The sequence below is a fragment of the Nocardia sp. NPDC051052 genome, from assembly GCF_044456045.1.
GTDB lineage: Bacteria > Actinomycetota > Actinomycetes > Mycobacteriales > Mycobacteriaceae > Nocardia.
Genome location: NZ_JBITFL010000005.1, coordinates 668,858 through 689,474 on the forward strand (window position 1 = coordinate 668,858; position 20,617 = coordinate 689,474).

General features: G+C 67.1%; 21 protein-coding genes and 1 pseudogene. 13 read left to right on the forward strand and 9 right to left on the reverse strand.

The window, feature by feature from the left end:
• The first annotated feature begins 137 nt into the window (after nucleotides 1–137).
• Nucleotides 138–1,040 (forward strand): hypothetical protein, encoded by a 903-nt coding sequence (locus tag ACIBCN_RS20820; RefSeq protein ID WP_396993226.1) that lies wholly within the window; start codon nucleotides 138–140, stop codon nucleotides 1,038–1,040.
• Nucleotides 1,041–1,104: 64 nt separating this feature from the next.
• A complete protein-coding gene (locus tag ACIBCN_RS20825) occupies nucleotides 1,105–2,064 on the forward strand; it encodes a CAP domain-containing protein (RefSeq protein ID WP_396993227.1) in 960 nt (319 codons plus the stop codon).
• A gap of 212 nt (nucleotides 2,065–2,276) precedes the next feature.
• Here ACIBCN_RS20825 and ACIBCN_RS20830 read toward each other — a convergent pair whose 3' ends face one another.
• The 3 genes from ACIBCN_RS20830 to ACIBCN_RS20840 form a co-directional block, all read right to left on the reverse strand.
• Complete coding sequence (locus ACIBCN_RS20830; protein WP_396993228.1) at nucleotides 2,277–3,236, reverse strand: lipase family alpha/beta hydrolase; 960 nt, start codon at nucleotides 3,234–3,236, stop codon at nucleotides 2,277–2,279.
• 220 nt (nucleotides 3,237–3,456) lie between these two features.
• Nucleotides 3,457–4,614: a GDSL-type esterase/lipase family protein gene (locus ACIBCN_RS20835; RefSeq protein WP_396993229.1), complete on the reverse strand. Its 1,158-nt coding sequence runs from the start codon at nucleotides 4,612–4,614 to the stop codon at nucleotides 3,457–3,459.
• Between the two features lie 26 nt (nucleotides 4,615–4,640).
• Entirely contained in the window at nucleotides 4,641–5,696 is a 1,056-nt protein-coding gene (locus ACIBCN_RS20840; protein WP_396993230.1) for an amidohydrolase family protein, read from the reverse strand.
• Nucleotides 5,697–5,809: 113 nt separating this feature from the next.
• Here ACIBCN_RS20840 and ACIBCN_RS20845 point away from each other — a divergent pair, with 113 nt between their 5' ends.
• Nucleotides 5,810–6,379: a TetR/AcrR family transcriptional regulator gene (locus tag ACIBCN_RS20845; protein ID WP_396993231.1), complete on the forward strand. Its 570-nt coding sequence runs from the start codon at nucleotides 5,810–5,812 to the stop codon at nucleotides 6,377–6,379.
• A gap of 18 nt (nucleotides 6,380–6,397) precedes the next feature.
• Here the strand turns inward: ACIBCN_RS20845 and ACIBCN_RS20850 are convergent, their stop codons facing one another.
• Complete coding sequence (locus ACIBCN_RS20850; protein ID WP_396993232.1) at nucleotides 6,398–6,910, reverse strand: DUF664 domain-containing protein; 513 nt, start codon at nucleotides 6,908–6,910, stop codon at nucleotides 6,398–6,400.
• 716 nt (nucleotides 6,911–7,626) lie between these two features.
• Here ACIBCN_RS20850 and ACIBCN_RS20855 point away from each other — a divergent pair.
• Nucleotides 7,627–8,787, forward strand: coding sequence for a lipase family protein (locus ACIBCN_RS20855; RefSeq protein WP_396993322.1), 1,161 nt, complete (start codon nucleotides 7,627–7,629; stop codon nucleotides 8,785–8,787).
• A gap of 63 nt (nucleotides 8,788–8,850) precedes the next feature.
• On the opposite strand, the gene ACIBCN_RS20860 is transcribed toward ACIBCN_RS20855, so the two are convergent.
• Nucleotides 8,851–9,570 carry a DsbA family oxidoreductase gene (locus ACIBCN_RS20860; RefSeq protein ID WP_396993233.1) on the reverse strand — a complete coding sequence of 240 codons (720 nt, stop codon included), beginning with the start codon at nucleotides 9,568–9,570 and terminating at the stop codon, nucleotides 8,851–8,853.
• A 160-nt stretch (nucleotides 9,571–9,730) separates the two neighbouring features.
• Between ACIBCN_RS20860 and ACIBCN_RS20865 the strand changes: the two genes are divergently transcribed.
• Nucleotides 9,731–10,729 (forward strand): diiron oxygenase, encoded by a 999-nt coding sequence (locus tag ACIBCN_RS20865; protein WP_396993234.1) that lies wholly within the window; start codon nucleotides 9,731–9,733, stop codon nucleotides 10,727–10,729.
• An 18-nt stretch (nucleotides 10,730–10,747) separates the two neighbouring features.
• Here the strand turns inward: ACIBCN_RS20865 and ACIBCN_RS20870 are convergent, their stop codons facing one another.
• The 3 genes and pseudogenes from ACIBCN_RS20870 to ACIBCN_RS20880 form a co-directional block, all read right to left on the reverse strand.
• Entirely contained in the window at nucleotides 10,748–12,052 is a 1,305-nt protein-coding gene (locus tag ACIBCN_RS20870) for a class I SAM-dependent methyltransferase (protein WP_396993235.1), read from the reverse strand.
• Nucleotides 12,053–12,087: 35 nt separating this feature from the next.
• A complete protein-coding gene (locus tag ACIBCN_RS20875) occupies nucleotides 12,088–12,237 on the reverse strand; it encodes a hypothetical protein (protein WP_396993236.1) in 150 nt (49 codons plus the stop codon).
• Nucleotides 12,234–12,866, reverse strand: a pseudogene (locus tag ACIBCN_RS20880) (M20/M25/M40 family metallo-hydrolase); the annotation flags it as partial. The gene ACIBCN_RS20875 and the pseudogene ACIBCN_RS20880, both read right to left, overlap by 4 nt.
• A gap of 100 nt (nucleotides 12,867–12,966) precedes the next feature.
• Between ACIBCN_RS20880 and ACIBCN_RS20885 the strand changes: the two are divergent.
• Together ACIBCN_RS20885 and ACIBCN_RS20890 are read left to right on the forward strand one after the other, a co-directional pair.
• The gene (locus tag ACIBCN_RS20885; RefSeq protein WP_396993237.1) at nucleotides 12,967–13,188 is read left to right on the forward strand and encodes a hypothetical protein; all 222 of its coding nucleotides are present in this window, start codon (nucleotides 12,967–12,969) and stop codon (nucleotides 13,186–13,188) included.
• A gap of 79 nt (nucleotides 13,189–13,267) precedes the next feature.
• Complete coding sequence (locus ACIBCN_RS20890; protein WP_396993238.1) at nucleotides 13,268–14,290, forward strand: ArsR/SmtB family transcription factor; 1,023 nt, start codon at nucleotides 13,268–13,270, stop codon at nucleotides 14,288–14,290.
• Between the two features lie 24 nt (nucleotides 14,291–14,314).
• Here ACIBCN_RS20890 and ACIBCN_RS20895 read toward each other — a convergent pair whose 3' ends face one another.
• Nucleotides 14,315–15,319, reverse strand: coding sequence for a LacI family DNA-binding transcriptional regulator (locus ACIBCN_RS20895; protein WP_396993239.1), 1,005 nt, complete (start codon nucleotides 15,317–15,319; stop codon nucleotides 14,315–14,317).
• Between the two features lie 139 nt (nucleotides 15,320–15,458).
• Between ACIBCN_RS20895 and ACIBCN_RS20900 the strand changes: the two genes are divergently transcribed.
• The 6 genes from ACIBCN_RS20900 (at nucleotide 15,459) to ACIBCN_RS20925 (ending at nucleotide 20,599) form a co-directional block, all read left to right on the forward strand.
• The gene (locus ACIBCN_RS20900) at nucleotides 15,459–16,475 is read left to right on the forward strand and encodes a substrate-binding domain-containing protein (RefSeq protein WP_396993240.1); all 1,017 of its coding nucleotides are present in this window, start codon (nucleotides 15,459–15,461) and stop codon (nucleotides 16,473–16,475) included.
• A gap of 5 nt (nucleotides 16,476–16,480) precedes the next feature.
• The gene (locus tag ACIBCN_RS20905) at nucleotides 16,481–17,446 is read left to right on the forward strand and encodes an ABC transporter permease (protein WP_396993241.1); all 966 of its coding nucleotides are present in this window, start codon (nucleotides 16,481–16,483) and stop codon (nucleotides 17,444–17,446) included.
• 7 nt (nucleotides 17,447–17,453) lie between these two features.
• Complete coding sequence (locus ACIBCN_RS20910) at nucleotides 17,454–18,239, forward strand: ATP-binding cassette domain-containing protein (protein WP_396993242.1); 786 nt, start codon at nucleotides 17,454–17,456, stop codon at nucleotides 18,237–18,239.
• A complete protein-coding gene (locus tag ACIBCN_RS20915; protein ID WP_396993243.1) occupies nucleotides 18,236–19,222 on the forward strand; it encodes a ribokinase in 987 nt (328 codons plus the stop codon). Before ACIBCN_RS20910 ends, ACIBCN_RS20915 begins: the two co-directional genes overlap by 4 nt.
• On the forward strand, nucleotides 19,204–19,593 hold the full coding sequence (gene rbsD / locus ACIBCN_RS20920) for a D-ribose pyranase (RefSeq protein WP_396993244.1): 390 nt from the start codon (nucleotides 19,204–19,206) through the stop codon (nucleotides 19,591–19,593). The genes ACIBCN_RS20915 and rbsD overlap by 19 nt, the downstream gene beginning before the upstream one ends.
• 73 nt (nucleotides 19,594–19,666) lie before the next feature.
• The gene (locus ACIBCN_RS20925; protein WP_396993245.1) at nucleotides 19,667–20,599 is read left to right on the forward strand and encodes a DMT family transporter; all 933 of its coding nucleotides are present in this window, start codon (nucleotides 19,667–19,669) and stop codon (nucleotides 20,597–20,599) included.
• The last annotated feature ends 18 nt before the right edge of the window (nucleotides 20,600–20,617 follow it).

The window sequence follows — 20,617 nt, forward strand, 5'->3', positions numbered from 1 at the left end:
CCGACAGCCCGAATTGCCGCGTACTTGACCGCAGAGCGGCGGTCGAACGGCTCCCGGCCGGCAAGTTCGAACCAGGTCGTACCCAGCGGTGGGCTGTCGGCTTCGCCAGCGAACGGTCATTTCGAAGGAAGGCACTCATGGGCAAGCACAGCGCGCCGCGAAATAACGTCGTCCCGGCCCGATTGGCGATGCTCTCGACGGCGACGCTGATCGGCCTGGCGGTCTCGGCCAACGGCGCTGCGGGGCAAGCCATCGCGGACGACACCAACTCCGCCGCGACGTCCGGTGACGGCGGGTGGGTCGCGCCGTCGAAGAAAACGGTGCTCGCGGCTGTGCCCGCCACCTATCAACAGCAGAGTCGTCCGCATCCCGTCGCGGCCAAGCGGCCCGCGCATCGCGCTGATCGTCCGGCCGTCCGGCCCGGCGGAAATGCCAAGCCGGGCATGGGCGCTCAGCCCGGCGGGGCGGCCAAGCCCGGCACCGGGGCACCGCTGGCCGCCATCGTGGACTCGCTCGCCACCGGCAGCGCGGCGTTGCCCGCCCCGCTGCGTACGGTACTGGAGGACCTGGTCAAGCAGGTCGGCCCGGTATTGGCGAAAGGCTTGATCGAGATGATCGCCAATGGCAATCCGCAGAGTCCGAAGGCCCGGCACGCGACACCCGCGCCCGCCGCGCCTGCCGCCAGCGTCGCCGAGGACGACGCCGACCCCGGTGACGCCGTCGACGGTGGTTTCGACGCCGCGGACGACGAGGCCACCGACGATGACAGCAGCGCCGGAGCCGCGGACGACGACGGTGCCAATTTCGGTGCGGTGGGCGATGACAGCGACTTCGATGCCGCTGAGGACGACACCGCCGACTTCGCTGCCGCGGACGACGACGGTGCCAATTTCGGTGCGGTGGGTGAAGACAGCGACTTCGATGCCGCTGAGGACGACGGCGCCAACTTCGGTGCCGCTGCTGACGATGTCACCGCCGACCTCCCCGACGACGACGCCGACTGGGCCCCGCTCGCGCTCGGCCCGAGCACTGCCGGCTGACCTGTTTTTGTTTCTATAAGTTCGACAACTCTCGAAGGAAATAGTGCGTTTCTCTCCCGCTACAATGCTGTCCTTTTCCACCGCAGTCGGCATCTCGGCTTTTGCCCTCTGTACCGTCGCCGGGGCCCCAGCGGCCATCGCGGCGCCACAATCCCAGTCTGCCGCCGACGAGGTGGTCAGCCTTACCAATAATGAACGCGCCAAGGCGGGCTGCGCACCGCTGAAAGCGGAAAGCCACCTTACCCAAGCCGCGCAAGGCCATTCGGCGGATATGGCCGCCGGCGGCTTCATGGATCACAACTCGTCGAAGGGTGATCCCGGCGATCGGATCAGCGCGGCGGGCTATCACGCGCAGACCTGGGCGGAGAACATCGCGGCCGGTCAGCGCAGTGCGTCCGAAGTGGTCAACTCGTGGATGAACAGCTCGGGCCACCGCGCGAACATCCTGAACTGCGGGCTCAAGGACATCGGCGTCGGCTATGCCAAGGCCGGCAACGGTACGGCCTACTGGACGCAGGACTTCGGCACCTCCAATAGGACGGGTGACGAGAAGCCCGCGGAGCCCGGTAAACCGGGTGACGGTAATCCCGGCGACGGCCAGCCCGGTAAGCCCGGCGGCGGTGATCCCGGTAAGCCCGGCGGCAGTGATCCTTCGGATGGCGGCGACGGTAAGCCCGGTGGCGGTGATTCGCCGTGGGATCCATGGAACCCGTGGGATGGTTCCGATGGTAATCCGGACAATGGCGGCGATCCGTGGGGCGACGGCACTCCGGACAATGGCGACAATTCGCCGTGGGATCCGTGGGGCGATGGCTCCGATAATGGCGGCGACTCCGGGGATCCCTGGGGTGGTTGGAATCCGTGGGGCGGCGATGCCAAGCCAGGTGCGGGCGACACCTCATGGGATCCGTGGAGCAATAACTTCGACAAGCCTTCGAGCAACGGCGGCGATTCGCCGTGGGGCGCGTGGGGACAAGAATTCGACAACCTGCTCGGGCAGCTCGCCGGTAAGGGTGGCTGGTAGCACGCCTCATCAGCGGCGCCGCCGGACTCAACGGGGAGTCCGGCGGTGCCTTTCTGTCCGCTGACCGCGGTGCGGTGGTCAGCGGATTCGTCGTGTCCGCAGTCAATCGTGCCGGGCAGGACGTCACGCACGCATCGATCACAAAGCCCGCCGCGCCGGGGGTTCGGCGCGGCGGGCGATGAGTTGTGTTGTCGTGGTGGGTAGTTCGGACGTCAGCTGTTCGGCGGGGTGCTCGTGCAGGTGGGTTGCGCGGTATTGTTCGCATCCAGCGCGTTGAGCACGAGCTGGGCCACCACCTTGTCGTAGGGCAGCAGCAGGTGGTCGGTCAGATCGCCCGGGCAATAGTCCTGGACGATGTGATTGGTGATGCTCGGACTCTGCACGATCCCGCTGGAGTACGGCACCACGAATTCGTCATGGCTGGTGACGATGTTGGTATAGGTGACGCCGGGAACCGTCGGGCCACTGGCGTTCAGCTTGCGCAGGAAGTCCGAGCCGGTCTGAATCTGCAAGCAGGCGGCGCAGACCGGGTCGACCACGGCCCCCAGCGCGGGCGTCAGCTTCAATCTGGCGGCGAGTGCGGCGAAAAGGGCCGCGAACCCGAGCGAGTTGGTGCCGTTCCAGCCGGGCCCGATCGAGATGAAACGGTCGATCTTGTTCGCGCCACCGAGGAACTTGGCGTAGTAGTCGGTGACCAGGCTGCCTTCCGAATGCGCGACGATGTCGACGCTGTGGGCTCCGGTGGCGGCCCGCACCTTGATGATGAAGTCGCGCAGCTGCTGCGCGCTCTGCTCGATCGGCAGCAGCCCGCCGAGTGCGCCGAGCGGCGCGGGCATGCCGGGGAGCGAACCGTAGGTCAGGGCGTAGACGCAGTAGCCGTTGTTGGCCAGCAACGGTGCGAGCGCACCCCAGTCCAGTCGCACGGTCTCCGGACCACCATGCACCAGCACGATCGGATTCGGGTGTGCCTCGGTGGGTGTGCACGTCCAGTCGTTGGCGCCGGCCGGCGCCGCGCCGGGGTTGTCCGCCTCGGCGTCCACCGCATCGCTGAACAGGTAGGAGACCGGGAACTGCGATCGCGCGTCGGCCGGTGTGCCCGACGCGGCGGGCGCGGCCATGGCTCCGGCGAAAATCGCGGCAACGGTCATCCAGACAACGGGCTTAAGGCGCATAAACTGGACCCCTTTCTGCGATGTAGTCCAGACCCACTATCTGTCCGCGAAGTGACCACGACAACACACCACGGTTGACATCCTGTTGTGTTTGTCACCGCCGCGCAACGAAGATCAGCGCAACTTAATGTGCGTAAGTGGCACAACATATTTGAGCGCTCGGGTTGGTGGACAATGCTGTTGACCGGACAGCATTGTCCACGCGGAACCGGCCGCGCGCTCAGGCGCCGAACACGCCCGCTTCGCCGAAGGCCAAGTCGGCGAAGCGTTCTCCGATGCGGCGGTGGGTGGCGGGGTCAGGGTGGAGTTGGTCGGGCAAGGGCAGATCGATGAAATCCTTTTCGCCGTAGAGGGAGCGGCCGTCGAGGTAGTGCAGGTTGGCGTCGTCGGCCGCGCGCTGTTTGATGATGTGGGTGAGCTCGTCGCGGATGACGTTGAGGGTCAGTTTTCCGGCCGCGCGATCGGCTGGGTCGCCGGTGGCGCGGAAACTCACTCTCGTGCCGTCGAATTCGAGGGCGCCGGGGCCGGGGGTGTCCTCGTGGATCGGGCAGAGAATGGGCGAGACGACGAGTAGCGGTGTGCTGGGGTGTCCTTCCCTGATGGTGTCGAGGAAGCCGTGCACCGCCGGCCCGAAGGCCCGCAGCCGCATGATGTCGCCGTTGACGATATTGATGCCGAGCTCGAGGCTGATCAGGTCCGCCGGTGTGTCGCGAATGACGCGTGCGACGAACGGATCGAGCAGCGAATTGCCACGCAGGCTCAGGTTGATCAGCTCGACACCACCGCGCGCGGCGGCCAGCGCGGGCCAGGTCGCCGTCGGGACGTCGGCGTTGGCGCCGTGGCTGATCGAACTGCCATGGTGCAGCCAGGTTTTGCGGCCGCGGTCGGGTGTCACCTCCACCGGCGCGTCGGTGCGCAGGGCAACCAACTCGGTGATTTCGGTGTGCGGCAGCCAGATTTCGACGTCCTTCGGCTCGGCAGGCAGGTCGGTGAATCGGACGGTGCCTGCCGATCCCTGCTCGGTGACCGTGGACTGGGTGGCCATGTCGAAGACGAGCCTGGTGCCGCCGGGCACGCTGGCCCGACCCGCGTGCCGACCGTCGACGAGCAGTTCGTACACGCCCTCCGCAGGCGGCGGTGCGCCCTGGTAGAAGGTCCGCGTAGGCAGCACATCCAGCTCGATGGCGGTCGCGCTGGTCCGGAAGACCACGCGCACGCCGGCGGGCTGGGCCTCGACCATCGCCAGGTAGTCGTCCGGGAACTGCTTGCGCGCCCATGCCGGAAGGCGGTGCGGGAGTATGCCGTTCGCGGTGCGTTCGAGGTCGAGCGCGCCACGCAGGATGGGGGGTCCGATGGGGGTGGTGATCCAGTTGGTCATGAGGTGTTCCTTAGCGTTCACAAAAGTTACAGCCGATATGTTCGGCGGGCAGTCTCCGAAAACATCGAGGCCAGTTCGGTTGCCGAGGCGCCGGTGGCGAGCCGCTTGAAGGTGTTCCACAGCGTCGCGTATCGAGTTCCCATTTTGTCCACCGGGAAGTTGCTCTCGAACATGCACCGCTGCGGCCCGAAGGCGTCGATGCAGGTCTCGAACCATGGAAGCCACAGGGCGGCAAGCTGTTCCGAGGTCGGCGGGGCCGGTGCGGTCCGATAGTCGAAGGCGGCGGCGGTGGCGAGGATGCCACCGAGCTTGCAGACGACGTTCGGCCGCTCCGCCACTTCGCGGATGCCACGCGCCCAGGTCGCGAAGTGCTCGGCACGGTCGGTGGCGTACGGTCCGAAGCCGAGCGGCGCACCGCAGTGGTTGAGCACCAGCCGCAGCTCTGGAAACGCGTCGGCCAGTTCGGCGGCGTCGGCCAGCTGTGGGGACAGGAGCCACAGATCGAGGGTCAGGTCACGGTCGGCGACAACGCGCACGCAGTCCCGAATGGCCGGCTCGGCGAGCATGTGCGGACGACTGTCGGGATGGCTGAGCTCGAGTTCCGAGCTCGCATCCCAGCTCGCCCCGAACCGCAGGCCGCGAAAGCGGCCCTGACCGGCGGCGAGGTGATGCTCGATGACGTTGTCGACGCTCTCGGCGCCGAGGGCGAAGTCGGCCCGTCCGATGATCCCGGCGGCCACCCTGGTCGGGCCACCGGCCGCATCGCTGGCCGCGGCCAGATCGGCGACGAACTCCGTCTCGCCGACCGGCCGCAATTCCGTCGGCCCCTCGGTGCGGTAGGCCGACATCGCCTCGGCGTACACGGTCGCGATCACGTGGTGCCCGCTGCCCGTGTCCGCCGCGAATTCCTCTAGGAGATAACGGAATCCGGGGTGGTACCAGAGGTGATGGTGCGGATCGATGATGGGCAGCTCGGGCAGCAGGATCTGCTCCCGTGGCTGTCCGGCCAGCCAGCTCTCGTCCGGCGGAAAGATTCGGCCGAACTCGGTCGGGCGCGCGGTCTGGGAAACCGATGCGTTCATGGTGGAGGTCTCCCCTCGGTCGTACCTACTAGCTTCTTTGACAAGTAGGTACGCTAAACTACCTAGAGACGTTAGGCAAACGAGTTAGAGATGTAGGCAATGAGGAGGGTGGCATGGCCCGCGCAAGGATGACCGACGAGAGCCTGATCCAGGCGGCGGCGGAACTGGCCGACGAGGTCGGCTTCGACAACGTGACCGTCTCGGCGCTGGCCCGCCGGATCGGCGTCAAGGACGCGAGCCTCTACTCACGGCTGGAAAACGCGCGCGACCTGCGCGTAAAGGTGGCAGTCCTGGCGCTGGCCGAACTCGCCGACAGAGTCGCGGACGCGCTGGCCGGCCGCGCGGGCAAGGACGCGCTGGTCGCCTTCGCCAACGCCTACCGCGACTACGCCAAGGAGCACCCGGGCCGCTACGCCGCCGCCCAACTCGACCTCGACCCGGCGACGCTCGTCGCCAGCGCGGCGCTGCGGCACTCGGAAATGACCCGCGCGATCCTGCGCGGCTACGACCTGTCCGAGCCCGACCAGACCGACGCGATCCGCCTCCTGCACGGCACGTTTTACGGATACGTCACCCTGGAAACCACCGGCCGCTACGACAGCCATCCGCGCAAAGTCGAGGACTCCTGGTCCAGAACCCTCGACGCCCTCGACGCGGTCCTGAAGAACTGGCCACCTGCCTGAGCCGACCGGAGAGGGGATTTACCTGCGGCGCAGCAGGACTCCGCGAATGAATGCGGCCTGGCCGGAGTGCTGGATGTCGTCGTCGACGACGCTGATCAGCCGGACGGCGAGGGTGACGGGGGGATTCCAGCGGGTGTCGACGACGCGGGGGAGGTCGGCGTCGGTGAGGGCGGAGACGTATTCGATCGTCTGGTCGTGCACGGCGTCGTAGTAGCCGAGGAGTAGATCCGCCGAAACTTTGCCGAGTTGGGCGATCTCGTCCGGGTTGTCGCCGTAGCCGGTCGCGGTGTCGTCGAAGGGCAGGGCGAAGCGTTCGGCCCAGCCTGCCGCGGTCCACACCTGTTCGGTGTCGGCGACGTCGGCGATGTGATCGTCCTGCACGCGGGTCAGATGCCAGATCAGCCAGGCGATGGAGTTGGCGCCAGGATCGAGCTGGACCGCCAGTTCGTCGGGGGTCAGGTCGGACACGGCTCCGTGGACGTTCTCCTGAACGCGGCCGAAAGCATCGATCAACAAGTCAGCACTGGTCATGATCGGGTCCAATCGTGGGGTTGGCGTTCATTATTCCCGCGTCCGGTGGTGCGCCGCACCGTGGTGTGGGTCCGGCTATCGAGCAGCGCCACGGTTCGCGTGACCGATGGCCTGGCGCCCGTGACCCACGCGCGGTGAATTCCGCCGGAGCACTGTGTTAGAACAACATGAATTCTTTGCATCGGTACTTACACAGATAGACCGTCGTTGCCCTCGCTATTACGCTGACCGCACGACAGCAACGAGACAGACAACTCGGGAGCACGCCACGATCGGATAATTACCGATAACCATAGGGAATTCTGTTAAGGAAAACTACATACGATTCAAGTGGGCCTACACAGTGCCCGACGGATCTTTTTTGCCAAGGTCATGGGTGTTCGGATCAATGACGAAAACCCCTGGCCAGCAAGCTTGTTGCGCAAAAAGCCGACACCGTGAGCATTGCCGCACAGTGGGCGTAGCGCAACTTTAATTCGTATTAAGACCGGCATGTAATCTGCGACACTTTCGCACCGGCACGCCCACGACAAGTGGTGATTCGATGACTATTGTCGTTTCGCGCCCGTGAAATGCAGTTCACCGGATCACCTGAAATTCTCGCGATGCAGTGGAGGTATAGCCCAGTGGGTAGACGACTTTTTCGGTTGGCAACCGGTGGCACGAAACTCAGACCGATCCTCGCGGCGTTCGGCGCGCTGACGATCAGCGCGGTCATGGCCACCACGGGCGCCGCCACCGCAAACGCCCAGCCGATCTGGCCGAACCCGGACCCGGACCCGTTCTACGCCGCGCCGGCCGACATCGGCAGCAGGGCCAACGGTGACGTGTTGGACAGCCGCCCGATGCCGCCGCTGTTCTTCTTCCCCAACGCCTCGGTCACCCTGATCAAGTTCCGCTCGACCAACTCGCAGGGCAAGCCGATCGCGGCAACCACCACGGTGCTGACCCCGGCCGGCCACCGCGCGGACGCGCCGCTGCTGTCGTTCCAGCACATCATCAACGGGCTCGGCACCCAGTGCGCGATCTCGCACGGGCTCTACGCCAACGATACGAACTTCATCGTCCCGTTCGCGCCGGCGCTGAACATCGCGCTGCTGCGCGGCTGGTCCGTCGCCCTGCCCGATCACCTCGGCCCGAACAGTGCTTACGGCGCGGCGAAATTGGGTGGCCAGATCACCCTCGACGGTGTTCGCGCCGCCCAACGACTGTCGCAGCTCAGCCTCGGGAAGAGCCCGGTGGCGTTGGCCGGTTACTCCGGTGGCGGCATGGCGACCGCTTGGGCCGCCGCGCTCGCGCCGAAGTACGCGCCGGAGTTGAACATCGTCGGCGCCGCCGAGGGTGGTGTGCCGATGAACCTGCAGACGATGGGCTGGGCCATCGGGCACAACCAGCACCCGGCCTTCGGCCTCGGCTTCGCCGCCGTGCTCGGCCTGGAGCGGGAGTACCCGGACCGGCTGCCGATCACCGACGCCCTGAGCGAGCGCGGGCTCGCCGCGGCCAGGGACATCGCCAACAGCTGCACCAATGACCTGATCGCGCGTGGCGCCGGACACACCTTCGACGATTACGCGAAAGATAATGTGATGGCTCATGATCCGAAGGCGTGGGCGGTGGCGGACGAGAACAGCGTCGAGCTTTACGGCGGTGTGCCCGACGCGCCGATCTTCGAATGGCATTCCCCGCAGGACAACCTGATCCCGCTGGACGCGATCGCGAACACGGTCAACCGTTATTGCCGCGCGGGCGTGCGAGTGGAATCCGAGCTCTTCCCCTCGCCGGATCACCTGACCACCGCTGTCGTCGGCTTCCCCTCGATGCTGAACTGGCTCGACGGTCGATACAGCGGCAAGCCTGCCCCCAGCAACTGCGCGTAGTCAGACCGCAATCGCCCCTGATCGGTAGCTATCGATCAGGGGCGATTCGCTTGTCCGGCAAGGTCAGTCGCGGGCAGGCAGCGCGCATCCGTCCGGACCGCACGCGTCCGCGCCGCCGATCGTCTGGATAACCGGTTCGCGCTCGCCCCACGCCTGATCGAGTGCCTGCGCGAACACCGCGACGGGTTGCGCGCCGGAGACGCCGTACTTGCGGTCTATCACGAAGAACGGAACGCCGGTCGCCCCGAGCTGCGCCGCTTCCCGCTCGTCGGCCCGCACCGCGTCGGCGTAGGCCTGCGGATCGGCGAGCACCGCGCGCACGCCCGACTCGTCGAGTCCCGCGTCGACCGCGAGCCGCACCAGGCGCTCATGGTCACCGAACAGCGACTCCTGCTCCGCGAAATTCCCGCGATAGAGCGCGTCGAGCAACTCCTCCTGCTTACCCTGCGCCAACGCGAAGTGCAGCAGCCGATGCATGTCGAAGGAACTGCCGTAGTCGCGCCCCTCGGTCACATACGGCAACCCGAGCTCGGCCGCCTGCGCCCCGATACCGCGCTCGTTGGCCGCGGCCTGCGTCTCGCTGATCCCGTACTTCTGCGCGATCTTCGTGATCACCGGCCCCGACTCGTCGGCGGCCAGGCTCGGATCCAACTCGAACGACCGATGCACCACCTCGACGTCGTCGCCATGCGCGAACTCCGCCAACGCCTGCCCGAACCGCTCCTTACCCAGGTAGCAGAACGGACAGTTGATATCGGTCCAAATCTCGACCCGCACGCTCATCCTCAGTCTCGTCTCGACCCCCACCCAGGCAACACCCGAGCTACCGTATGTCTTCCCCTCGGCCAACCACTCGGTTGTTTTTCGCGCTAGATATGAGTGAGACAGGCTGTTACTGTAAACGTGTGTCACATTAACCTCGACTGGATATGAGGTAGACGTCATGGCTACAAAGTCGGCAACGGCGCCGTCTGGGACCGCGGCGCGTAGCGCGTACGCGGGGATCCTGACGACGCTCTCCGAAGGGTCGGTGAACAAGCACTTCGATCCGTATACCGAGATCGATTGGGATGCGCCGGAGTGGGCGGTGGTGCCGAACGATCCGCGCTGGATTCTGCCTGCGGACAGTGATCCGCTCGGTGCGCATCCCTGGTATCTGGCGCAGTCCGAGGCGCGCAGGATCGAGATCGGGATGTGGCGGCAGGCCAACGTCGCGAAGGTGGGGCTGCAGTTCGAAGAGGTGCTGATCGGCGGCGTGATGAACTATCTGTTCGCCGTGGTGCCCAACGGATCCGGCGAATTCCGTTACCTCAATCACGAGGTCGCCGAGGAGATCAACCACACCCTGATGTTCCAGGAGATGGTCAACCGGATCGGCGCGGACGTGCCGGGGATGAGCCGGTTCATGAAGATGGCAGGCCCGCTGGTGCCGCTGCTCGGCCGGTTCTTCCCGACCACCTTCTTCGTCGCCGTCCTGGCCGGCGAGGAGCCCATCGACCACGTGCAGAAGTCGGTGCTGCGCGCGGGGGAAAACGTGCACCCGATCATGCGCGACGTGATGCGGATCCACATCGCCGAGGAGGCGCGCCACATCGCCTTCGCGCACGAATACCTGCGCCACCGGGTGCCCGAACTGGGCCGCGTGCAACGTGGCACGCTGTCGCTGGCCTACCCCATCATCATGTTCATCGCCTGCGACCTGATCGTGAAGCCGCCGCGTTCCCTGTTCCGCGAGTTCGACATTCCGCTGCGCATTCGCCGAGAGTTGTTCTGGCGCAGCGCAGAAGCGCGCGCTCGCCGCCGTGACTTCTTCGGTGAAGCCCGGATGCTCGCGTCCGATATCGGGTTGATGAACCCGGCCGCCAAGCTGACGTGGCGGTTGCTGCGGATCAATGGCGGTCGGTCCCGGTATCGCGGCGAACCGGTGCGCACCCGCTCCTGAATTCGCCGGGCCCGGCGCTCACATCCAGGAGCGCCGGGTTCCCGGCATTCCGGTGTGCCCCTGCGAATCCGGCACTACGCCGAGCACCTGGTGCAGCCCGAGCCCGCCGTCCTCGAAACCCAGCGCCGAGGCGGCCATGTACAGCCGCCAGATCCGGGCGCGCCCCTCGCTGGCGAGCGAAACCGCTTGATCCCAAGCGCTTTCCAGATTGGCGACCCAGGCACGCAGCGTCAGCGCGTAGTGCTCGCGCAGCGCCTCGACGTCGCGCACCTCGAATCCGGCCCGCTCCATCGCCAACGCGACCTCGCCGACGTCGACCAGCTCACCGTCCGGAAAGACGTAGCGGCCGACGAACGAGCGACCGCCCATCACGGACCCGCCCGCGGAGGAGATCGCGTGGTTGAGTAGTCGTCCCTCGGGCCGGAGCATGGCACGCAAGGTCTCGAAGTACGCCGCGGCCCGCTTGGTGCCGACGTGCTCGAACATGCCGATCGAGGAGATGGCGTCGAACTGCTCACCGCGCAGATCGCGATAGTCGGACAGCCTGATCTCGACGTTCGCGGACAGCCCCGCGTCGGCGACCCGCTTGCGCGCCAGCTCGATCTGGGCACTGCTGATCGTCACACCGACCACCTGCACGCCGTAGGTCGAGGCCGCGTGGATCGCCATCGATCCCCAGCCGCACCCGACGTCGAGCAGCCGCATCCCCGGCTGCAGATCGAGCTTGCGGCAGATCAGATCGTGCTTGGCGCGCTGGGCATCCGCCAAGGACACGGTGCTGTTCGCGCCGACCTGACCGTCGTCGCCGTCCGCGACGAAGCGCGCACACGAGTACGTCATGCTCTCCCCGAGCACCAGCCGATAGAAGTCGTTCCCGACGTCGTAGTGGTGGCTGATCGCCGCGGCGTCCCGCCGTTTGGTGTGCAACGGTCCGCGCTGGGGCCGCGCCTCTTCCGGCGGCAACTCCGGACGCCGCCCGAGCGCGCCGAGCTGCCTGGCCGCGCCGATGGCCTGCCACGCCGCGACGGCGCCGAGCTTGGCATCGCCGGGCGCGGTCGACGCCAGCGATCGAAGGATCGTGAAGATGTCGCCGTCGAGGTCGACCATGCCGGATACGAAGGCCCGGCCGATACCGAGTTCGCCTGGGGCCCACACCATGTGGCTCAGGGCGTCCTTGGAGTTGATGCGGATCGTCCCGGCGCTCGCACCCTCGGGTTCGATCGAGCTGCCGTCCCAGAACTCGAACCGCACCGACGGGTGCGCCCCGAGCGCGGCCCGTGCCAAGGGTTCGAACACCGCCGCGACCGTCGTCTTATTACCCATGCGTCCACTATGGCCCGAGTCGCCCGCCGACCGGGTCAACGACTGGCGGAAAGTCCGAGCCGTCCGATCGGCGGGTGACTGGAGCGGCGGCCCGAACGTCTCTGCCGCAGGTGCTCGGCGCGGGTCTCCCACCGCGTGTTGTTCTTGGTGTACCAGCAGGCGATCACGCCGCCATTCAGCTTCACCGCAACAGCTCCTGCGCATAGAGTGCGTAAACGGCTGCGGCCGAACGCATCTCCTGCTCGTCCACATACTCGTCCGGCCCATGTGAGACATCGAGTCGGCCCGCGCCATAGGCGAAGGCGGGGATGCCGAGCTGGGCGTACCACCGGGTGTCCAGGATGCCGGCGCACATCTCGAACGATGGTTCCGCGCCGGTCACCCGCGAGATGCATTGAGCAAGAGCATGTCCGGCCTGATGGTTTCGATCGGTACTCGCCGAGGGCTGGAACTGAGTCAGTTCCACGCTCACCTCGGCACCGATGCCGTCGGCGGCGGTCTCGATGATCGTCGTCAGGTTCTTCAGTTCGACTTCGAGGTCCTCCTCGGGATTGAACCGGCTGTCGATGGTGAACCAGGTCGTACCGGGAACCACGTTGAAGTTCGACCCGCCGCCGGACAGCCCGCCGCCGACGACCATCGAGCCGAGCGCGTCCTTATCGTCCATCGCGAACGCCGTGTGCTTGTCCCGCATCGTGCGGACGTACTTCTCCAGCGGTACCGCGATCCGCACCATGCGCTGGAACGAGTTGATGCCGAAGGTCGCCTGCCCGACGTGTGCCTCGCGCCCGTGCACGGTGACCCGCAGGCTGACGGCCCCGCGGTTGCTCGGTGTTTCGGCCTGAACCGAATCATGGTGACCGTGCCCCCTGCGCCTTCATAGGCTCTGAGCAGTGACGACGAGGAGTGCGAAGATGATGAAAGACGTAGCGGTGCAGTCCAATGGTGGTGTCGCGCTGGCGCGGATCGCCGACAGCGTGGTGGCGGAATGGAAGCGGGGGCTGCGATGGTTGGAATCGACGCGGGCGCATCCGGACGAGCCGGTAGCGAAGGCAAGGGCGGTGCCGCAGAGTGCCAACGAGCTTTTGCTGCGGGTGGATCCGATGATCGCGGTACGGTGGCGAGGTTCTTTGTGAGGAGGTGCCGCTTGCGGTATCGAAGCGGGGCGGGGATCAGGCGAGGCCGGCCGTCCGAACGAAGGCGAGGTAGCCGCGGATGAAGCGGATCTATTTCACGCCGGACGATTTGATGCGCGTCCGCATCGGGGCTCCCCTCGGCGCGATCGCGGAAACGATGCTGGCCACCCGGGTGGTGCAGCGCTGCAATGTCGCCGGTTTCGCGGGCTGGCGCCGTCAGGTGCGCGGCGCGATCCCGGCCAATTTCGGGGTGCTCGCCGACATCCTGCCCGCCGATGATTCGTTCCTGGACCTGATCACGCCCACCCTCGGCGCACGCTCGATGCCGGCGGGCATCGAAGCGCTGCAGCTGGCGTCCCGCGACGAGCTCCGGCTCGAGGTGGAGGGTGTCATCCGCCGCCGCGCGGAAAAAGGTCAGTCACCCTTGCCCGCATGGACGATGGAGCTGGCAGGCCGGGACGGCACCGCGCGCCGCAGTGTCGCGGATGCCGTGGAGGCCTTCCACTCGGTGGCGTTCGCCGGGCGCTGGGCGCACATCCAGTCCTACCTGGAAATGGCCGCCGAACGGATGGCTCGAACCATCGCCACCGAAGGCGTCGAGCAACTGTTCGCCGGGCTGGCGCCCTACGTGACCTGGCGCGCGCCCGCGCTGCAGGTGCACAGGCAAATCCACTGCCACGACGAGCGGCTCGACGGTCGCGGCTTGGTAATCATCCCGTCCCTGTTCGCCTGGCCCGAACCGCTCACCCTGCACTCCGTCATGGACAAGGACGGACCGTTGATGGTGATCGTTCCGGTGCTGCGCGACATCGGTGATTTCGCGGCGGCGTGGGGCCCGCGCGCGACCAACGAGGCATTGACCGCCCTGCTCGGCCGGACTCGCGCCGCCGCACTGCAGGTGATCGCGGAAGGCTGCAGTACCACCGAACTCGCGCGCCGACTGGGGGTTTCGCCCGCGACCGCGAGCGAGCACGCGTCGATCCTGCGCGAGGCCGGGCTGATCGACAGCTGGCGGCACCGCAATGCCATGCGGCACGAGGTGACGACCCTCGGCACGGCGCTACTCGACGGCGATCTCAGCAGCAGCGCCCGTATCGCGTAATGCCTTGCGCGCCAGGTGGATAGCTCAGAAATCATCCGCACAGCCGCAGGAGCCACGGGTCGTCAATTCCGCGCCGAGGCTGACCACGCCCGGCTCGGCCGATCCGGTGTCGATCTGCTTCAGCAAGAGCTCGACCGCGAGTTCCCCCATCTTCCGGGTCGGCTGGACCATGGTCGTCAGGCCGGGTCTGGTGTAGCGGGCGTATTCGATGCCGTCGAACCCGACAATCGCGAGATCGTCAGGGACGCGCAGGTTCGCGTCGTAGGCCGCCCGCAGCATGCCCATTGCCTGCAGGTCGCTGGTTACGAACACCGCCGTGGGCGTGGTCGCGCCGCGCATCAGCTCGTCGAGCGCGTGATAGCCCGCGGCGCCGCCGAATTCGGCACGCACGACCACGCTTTCGGGCAGCCCCGCGTCGTGTAGCGCCTGCCGATAGCCCGCCACCCGCTCGTCGGCGGTCGACACGTGCGGCCCGCTGAGGCAGGCGATATCGCGATGTCCATGGGAGATCAAGTGCTCCACGGCAATTCGCGCTCCGGCCAGGGAATCGCACATGACGTGCGCGCAGCGCGCCGGATCGATGATCCGGTCCACCGCGACCAACGCCATGTCGGCCGCCGCGCAGGCGTCGGCGATGCCCGACTCCCAGGACGACGAAATCGCAAGCAGCCCTTCGACTCGACGGTCGATGAACGCGCTGACATACGCGCGCTCCCTGGCCTCGTCGCCGGCGGCATTCCCGACGATCAGCGGGAAGCCGCGCGCGAACGCGGCCGCCTCGACGACCGCGGACAGCTCGGCGAAAAACGGGTTCGCCCCATCGGGAATGACCATCCCGAGCGCATGGCCGCGGTTCATCCGCAGGCTGCGCGCGGACATGTTGGGCCGGTAGCCGAGCTGCTCGATGGCGGCTTCGATGCGGGCCCTGGTCGCGGGCGCGACGCTGCGCGGGCCGTCGTTGAGGACGTAGCTCACCAGCGCCGGTGAGGTGCCTGCGAGCCGGGCCACGTCGGCTCGGGTGACTGCCATCGGGTCACTCCTGTCGTGCTGGCAATTCGTGCGAGCTGCCGAAGAACCCCTTGACAGTCTCGTGATGCGGGTCACACACTACACATCAACTCGTGTTGTCAACACGAGTTGAACTCGTACAGGATAGGTCGAATACCAGATGAGCACTCGATACCGGATCGGGCTTGTGGCCCTGGCCCTCGTCAGCGCGGCGGCCCTCACCGCCGGATGTGGCCGCGGCGGCGACGCCTCGTCCGACTTCAAGATCGCCGTAGTCACCCGCAACTTCACCAACCCCTACTGGGCGGCGCTGCGCGACGGCGCGATGGCGGAGGGTAAGCGGCTCGGGGTCGACGTCGCGGTGCAGGCGGGGCAGTCCGAGACCGACGCGGACGGCGAGAACGCCCAGATCTCCACGCTGGCGGCGCAGGGCTACGACTGCTTCGCCGTGGTGCCGGTGAACGCGACCAACGTGATCACCCCGCTGGTTCCGGTGGCCCGCAAGAACATTCCCATCCTGAACCTGGACACCCAGATCGACGCGAACGCCTCGAAGCAGGCCGGCGTCGACTACGCGAGCTTCATCGGCTCCGACAACCTCGCGGCCGGCAAGATCGCGGGCGAGAAGATGCTCGACGCGCTCGGCGGCAGCGGCAAAGTGATTGTGCTGCAAGGCATTGCCGGTGAGCAGAACGGCATCAACCGGGACAAGGGCTTCACCGACGCCGTCGCGGGCAAGCTGGAGATCGTGCAGCGCGCACCCGCCGACTACGAGCAGGACAAGGGCCTCACGGTCACCGAGGCGATCCTGAAGGCGCATCCGGACATCACCGGCATCTTCGCGGCCAACGACACCATGGGACTCGGTGCCGCGCAGGCGATCAAGAACGCCGGCCGAACCGGGCAGGTCAAGGTGATCTCGGTGGACGGCATCCAGGCCGCGCTTGCCGCGGTCAAGGCGGGCACCCTGCACGGCACCGTGACCCAATACCCGTACGCCGAAGGCGAACTCGCGATCCAGGCCTGCCTGGCGAAGCATCAGGGCAAGGCCATCCCGGACCGGGTGGTCGCGCCGATCGCGTTCATCGGCTCGGACAATGTCGATCAGCAGATCGCCGCATTCCCCCGGCCCATCACCACATTCGACAATCCGCTGGCCGGGCTGGTGACCAAGTGAATGTCATGACCGACGTCGCCCGCGCCGCGCCCGGCCGGCTCGGTGCGCGGCGCATCCCGACCAAGCTCGCCGACTACGCGGCGCCGATCGCCCTGGTGATCGTGTGGCTCGGATTCTTCATCGCCACGCCGAACTTCTTGACCGCCAGTAACATCGACGATCTGCTCGTCGCGTCGACGATCCTGACCGTGCTCGCGCTCGGGCAGCAGTTCGCGGTGGTGGTCGGCGGCATCGACCTGTCGGTCGGCGCCACGCTGCCATGGTCGGCGGCGCTGCTCGGCTACTTCACCAGCCACGGGTATCCGGTGACGACCGGCATCGTGGTGGCGATTCTGGGCGGCCTGTTGGTCGGGGTGATCAACGGGGTGCTGATCGGGCACTTCCAGATGACCGACTTCGTCGTGACGCTCGGCTCGTTGAGCGTGCTCAGCGGCTGCACCTTGCTGCTCACCAGCGGCAACAGCGTGGCGGTGAATTCGCCGTTCCTGCAGAGCCTCGCGCTGGACGGCGCCGGACCGTTGCGCTGGTTCTGGCTGCTCGCGCTGGTCGCGGCGCTCGGAGTGGCGGGCATCCTGTTCCGGGCCAGGGTCGGCACGCACCTGCTTGCCACCGGCGGCAATATCGACTCGGCCAGGGAGACCGGCATTCCGGTGCGCCGGATCCGGCTGCTCGCCTACAGCGCCTGCGGGCTGCTGTGCGGCGTCGCCGGGGTGATGCTGGTCGCCCGCAACGGCGGCGCCGACCCGTCCCTGCAGACCACCTACCTGTTGAGTTCGATCGCCGCGGTGGTGCTCGGTGGTTCGTCGTTGAGCGGCGGCAAGGCGTCGGTGCTCGGCACCGTATGCGGCGCGATCCTGTTCACCTCGCTGATCAACGGGTTCACCATCCTGGGCATCTCGCAGTACTACCAACCGATCGCGGTGGGTGCGGTATTGCTTCTCGCAGCGGCTATTTCGCGATTCCGGAAGTAGGCATGTCATGACCGAACCAATGCTGGAGGCGCGCGGCCTGACGAAGTCGTTCGACTCCGTCCGCGCGCTCGACGATGTCAGCCTGACCATTCCGGAAGGGGAGGTCACCGCGCTCGTCGGTGACAACGGGGCGGGTAAATCCACTCTGGTGCGCTGTCTTACCGGCGTGCAGCCACCGGATTCGGGGGAAATCCTGTTCCGTGGCGCGCCGGTGCGGCTCGGCTCGCCGGAGGGCGCCCGCAAGATGGGCATCGAGACCGTGTACCAGGATCTCGCCCTCATCGACGATCTGACCGTGTGGCAGAACCTCTTTCTGAACCGGGAGCTCGTCTACCCGTCCTGGCCGATCAAGATCGTCAATCGGAAGGCGATGATCAGCAAGAGCGGGGAGATCCTGCGCGATCTCGATGTGGATGTGCCCTCGGTCCGCACCACCGTGCGCCGGATGAGCGGTGGCCAGCGGCAGAGTATCGCCATCGCCCGTGCGGTCGCCTGGGGCAAGTCGATGGTGATCATGGACGAGCCGACCGCCGCGCTGGGCGTGCGGGAGACCGCCGCCGTCGAGAAGCTGGTGCGCGGGCTGCGCGATCGCGGGGTGACCGTGCTGATCATCAGTCATGATCTGGCGCAGGTGATGCGCGTCTGCGACAACGTGGTGGTGCTGCGGCGCGGTCGCTCGGTGGCCGCGCATCGGGTGGGCGAGATCGATGGTGATCGGCTCGTCGCGTTGATCACCGGGGCCGCGCCGGGCAATCTGGAGGCGAAGCCCGCTGTGGAACAACAGGTCTCGTGACCGGGTGGATCACGGTCATCGGATCGGTGAACCAAGATGTGGTCTGCGAGGTGGCGAGACTGCCCGGCCCGGGGGAGACCGTGCTGGCGATCGGGGCGCGGACGAATCCGGGCGGTAAAGGAGCCAACCAGGCGGTCGCCGCGGCGAAGGCGGGCGGGAGTGTGCAGTTCGTCGGGCGGATCGGCGGTGATTCGGCCGCGGCGCCTCTCCTCAGCTCGATGGCCGAGGCCGGGGTGAAAACGGTTGGGCTGCGGGAGGTTCCGGGTGAGCGAACCGGCCGGGCCTATGTCACGGTCGCCGCGGGGGAGAACCAGATCGTGGTCGACCCCGGTGCCAACTTCGCCTGGGAATCCGACGCCGAACTGGCGGTGCTGGCCGAGGCCGAACTGCTCGGATCGGCGGATGTGGTTGTCGCACAGCTCGAGATACCGCTGACGGTGGTTACCTGGGCCGCGGGACTGGCCCGCCGATTCGTTCTCAATGCGGCTCCGGCGGCAGCGCTCGGCGATGCACTGCTGCGCCGGTGCGATCCGCTCGTGGTGAACGAGTACGAGTTGGCCACGGTCAGCGGCGCACCGACCGAGACCAGGGAACAAGCGGGTCGAGCGGCGCGGTCGCTGTGCTTGCGCGGAGCGGTGTCGGTCGTCGTCACGTTGGGCGCGGCCGGTTCGATCCTGGCCCGGCGAACGGCGGAGTCCATCGAAGTCACGTATCAGCCCGCGCCGCAGGTCAACTCGGTGGATTCGACCGGAGCGGGTGACGCGTACGTCGGCGCGTTGTCGACCGCCCTGGCCGATGGTGCCGAGTTGGGTGCGGCGGTGGCCTACGCCACGGCAGCCGCCTCGCTGTCCGTCCAGTCGCCCGGCACCCACACGTCCTATCCCACTCGCGAGCAGGTCGTCGCGGCGCTCGCCGCGCTGCCGCCCGCCGACTCGAGTCTCGCCACAACCAGAGGGGAAGCACCTTGCGTACCGGTGGATTGATTCACGCCGAACTGATGTCGGCACTCGTCGCCCTCCGCCACACCGACACCTTCGCCGTCAGCGACTCGGGCCTGCCCGTGCCGCCCGGCGTGCCGGTGATCGACCTCGGAATCAGCTACGGCATGCCGCGATTCGCGCCGATGGTCGAGCTGATCCTCGATGAGGTCGCCGTCGAGGCCGCCTGGGGCAGCGCCGACGTGGTCGCCGCGAACCCGGAGGCGGCCGACCTGCTGACGACTCGGTGGCATGCCGAGTTGCTCGAGCACGAGGAGTTCAAGCGGCGGATCGGCCAGTGCCGCTTCGTCGTTCGCACCGGTGAGGCGCGGCCCTACGCCAACGTGCTGTTTCGGGCGGGCGTGCCTTGGTTGTAAGTCGACAAGCACGACAGCCGCGGTGTCCGAAAACCGCGTGAGTTACCGGCGTCGGTGATCTAGCGTTCGGTAAATGGAGCAAGTCGTTCGCTCGGGCGATCGCAAGGCCGTAGTCGCGGCCGCGGTCACCGTGGTGCTGTGGGCTTCGGCCTTTGTGTTCATTCGTGCTGCGGGGGAAGACTTTTCGCCGGGTGCGCTGGCGTTGGGGCGGTTGCTGACCGGTGCCATCGCGCTGGTGGTGATCCTGCTCGTCCGGGGTGAGGGCATGCCTGCCCGTGCTGCCTGGCCCGGGATTCTCGTGTCCGGGGTGCTGTGGTTCGGCGTCTACATGGTGGCGTTGAACTGGGGTGAGCAGCATGTCGACGCGGGTACGGCGGCGATGGTGATCAATATCGGTCCCATCTTGATCGCGGTGTTGAGCGGACTGGTGCTGCGGGAAGGCTTTCCGGCGCGGTTGATGGCGGGGATCGCGGTGGCGTTCGCCGGAGCGGTCGTGGTCGGGCTGTCGAATTCGAATGGCGGCAGTGCCGCGGTGCTCGGTGTGATCCTGTGCCTGACCGCCGCACTGGCCTGGGCGGTCGCGGTCGTCGCGCAGAAGCCCGCGCTGGCGCACGCGTCCGCGTTGCAGGTGACCACCGGCGGGTGCGTCATCGGCACCATCGCCTGCTTGCCGTTCGCGGGCCAGCTGTTCACCGAGGCCGCCGAAGCCCCGCTGTCCTCGATATCGAGCCTGGTGTACCTGGGCGTGTTTCCGACCGCTTTGGCGTTCACCACCTGGGCATACGCGCTGTCTCGCAGCACAGCGGGGAAGATGGGCGTGACCACCTACGCCGTCCCCGCCCTGGTGATATTGATGGCCTGGATCGCGCTCGACGAGGTCCCGGGGCCACTGGCCGTGGTCGGTGGGCTGCTGTGCCTGTCCGGTGTGGCGATCACCAGGTCACGGTCGGACAAGCCGGTTGAGCCCGAAGATACTGCGGCACAAGAGGTATCGAGCCAGACCTGAGAGCCACACCGGCCAGGT

What these genes read in the sequence shown, in the direction of transcription:
- ACIBCN_RS20890 (WP_396993238.1), top strand. Translation starts at nt 13,268, where the DNA reads ATGAAGCGGATCTATTTCACGCCGGACGATTTGATGCGCGTCCGCATC.
- ACIBCN_RS20885 (WP_396993237.1), top strand. Translation starts at nt 12,967, where the DNA reads ATGATGAAAGACGTAGCGGTGCAGTCCAATGGTGGTGTCGCGCTGGCG.
- ACIBCN_RS20925 (WP_396993245.1), top strand. Translation starts at nt 19,667, where the DNA reads ATGGAGCAAGTCGTTCGCTCGGGCGATCGCAAGGCCGTAGTCGCGGCC.
- ACIBCN_RS20895 (WP_396993239.1), bottom strand. Translation starts at nt 15,319, where the DNA reads ATGGCAGTCACCCGAGCCGACGTGGCCCGGCTCGCAGGCACCTCACCG.
- ACIBCN_RS20910 (WP_396993242.1), top strand. Translation starts at nt 17,454, where the DNA reads ATGACCGAACCAATGCTGGAGGCGCGCGGCCTGACGAAGTCGTTCGAC.
- ACIBCN_RS20820 (WP_396993226.1), top strand. Translation starts at nt 138, where the DNA reads ATGGGCAAGCACAGCGCGCCGCGAAATAACGTCGTCCCGGCCCGATTG.
- ACIBCN_RS20900 (WP_396993240.1), top strand. Translation starts at nt 15,459, where the DNA reads ATGAGCACTCGATACCGGATCGGGCTTGTGGCCCTGGCCCTCGTCAGC.
- ACIBCN_RS20860 (WP_396993233.1), bottom strand. Translation starts at nt 9,570, where the DNA reads ATGAGCGTGCGGGTCGAGATTTGGACCGATATCAACTGTCCGTTCTGC.
- ACIBCN_RS20840 (WP_396993230.1), bottom strand. Translation starts at nt 5,696, where the DNA reads ATGAACGCATCGGTTTCCCAGACCGCGCGCCCGACCGAGTTCGGCCGA.
- ACIBCN_RS20905 (WP_396993241.1), top strand. Translation starts at nt 16,481, where the DNA reads ATGACCGACGTCGCCCGCGCCGCGCCCGGCCGGCTCGGTGCGCGGCGC.
- ACIBCN_RS20865 (WP_396993234.1), top strand. Translation starts at nt 9,731, where the DNA reads ATGGCTACAAAGTCGGCAACGGCGCCGTCTGGGACCGCGGCGCGTAGC.
- ACIBCN_RS20845 (WP_396993231.1), top strand. Translation starts at nt 5,810, where the DNA reads ATGGCCCGCGCAAGGATGACCGACGAGAGCCTGATCCAGGCGGCGGCG.
- ACIBCN_RS20830 (WP_396993228.1), bottom strand. Translation starts at nt 3,236, where the DNA reads ATGCGCCTTAAGCCCGTTGTCTGGATGACCGTTGCCGCGATTTTCGCC.
- ACIBCN_RS20855 (WP_396993322.1), top strand. Translation starts at nt 7,627, where the DNA reads ATGGCCACCACGGGCGCCGCCACCGCAAACGCCCAGCCGATCTGGCCG.
- ACIBCN_RS20850 (WP_396993232.1), bottom strand. Translation starts at nt 6,910, where the DNA reads ATGACCAGTGCTGACTTGTTGATCGATGCTTTCGGCCGCGTTCAGGAG.
- ACIBCN_RS20870 (WP_396993235.1), bottom strand. Translation starts at nt 12,052, where the DNA reads ATGGGTAATAAGACGACGGTCGCGGCGGTGTTCGAACCCTTGGCACGG.
- ACIBCN_RS20835 (WP_396993229.1), bottom strand. Translation starts at nt 4,614, where the DNA reads ATGACCAACTGGATCACCACCCCCATCGGACCCCCCATCCTGCGTGGC.
- ACIBCN_RS20825 (WP_396993227.1), top strand. Translation starts at nt 1,105, where the DNA reads ATGCTGTCCTTTTCCACCGCAGTCGGCATCTCGGCTTTTGCCCTCTGT.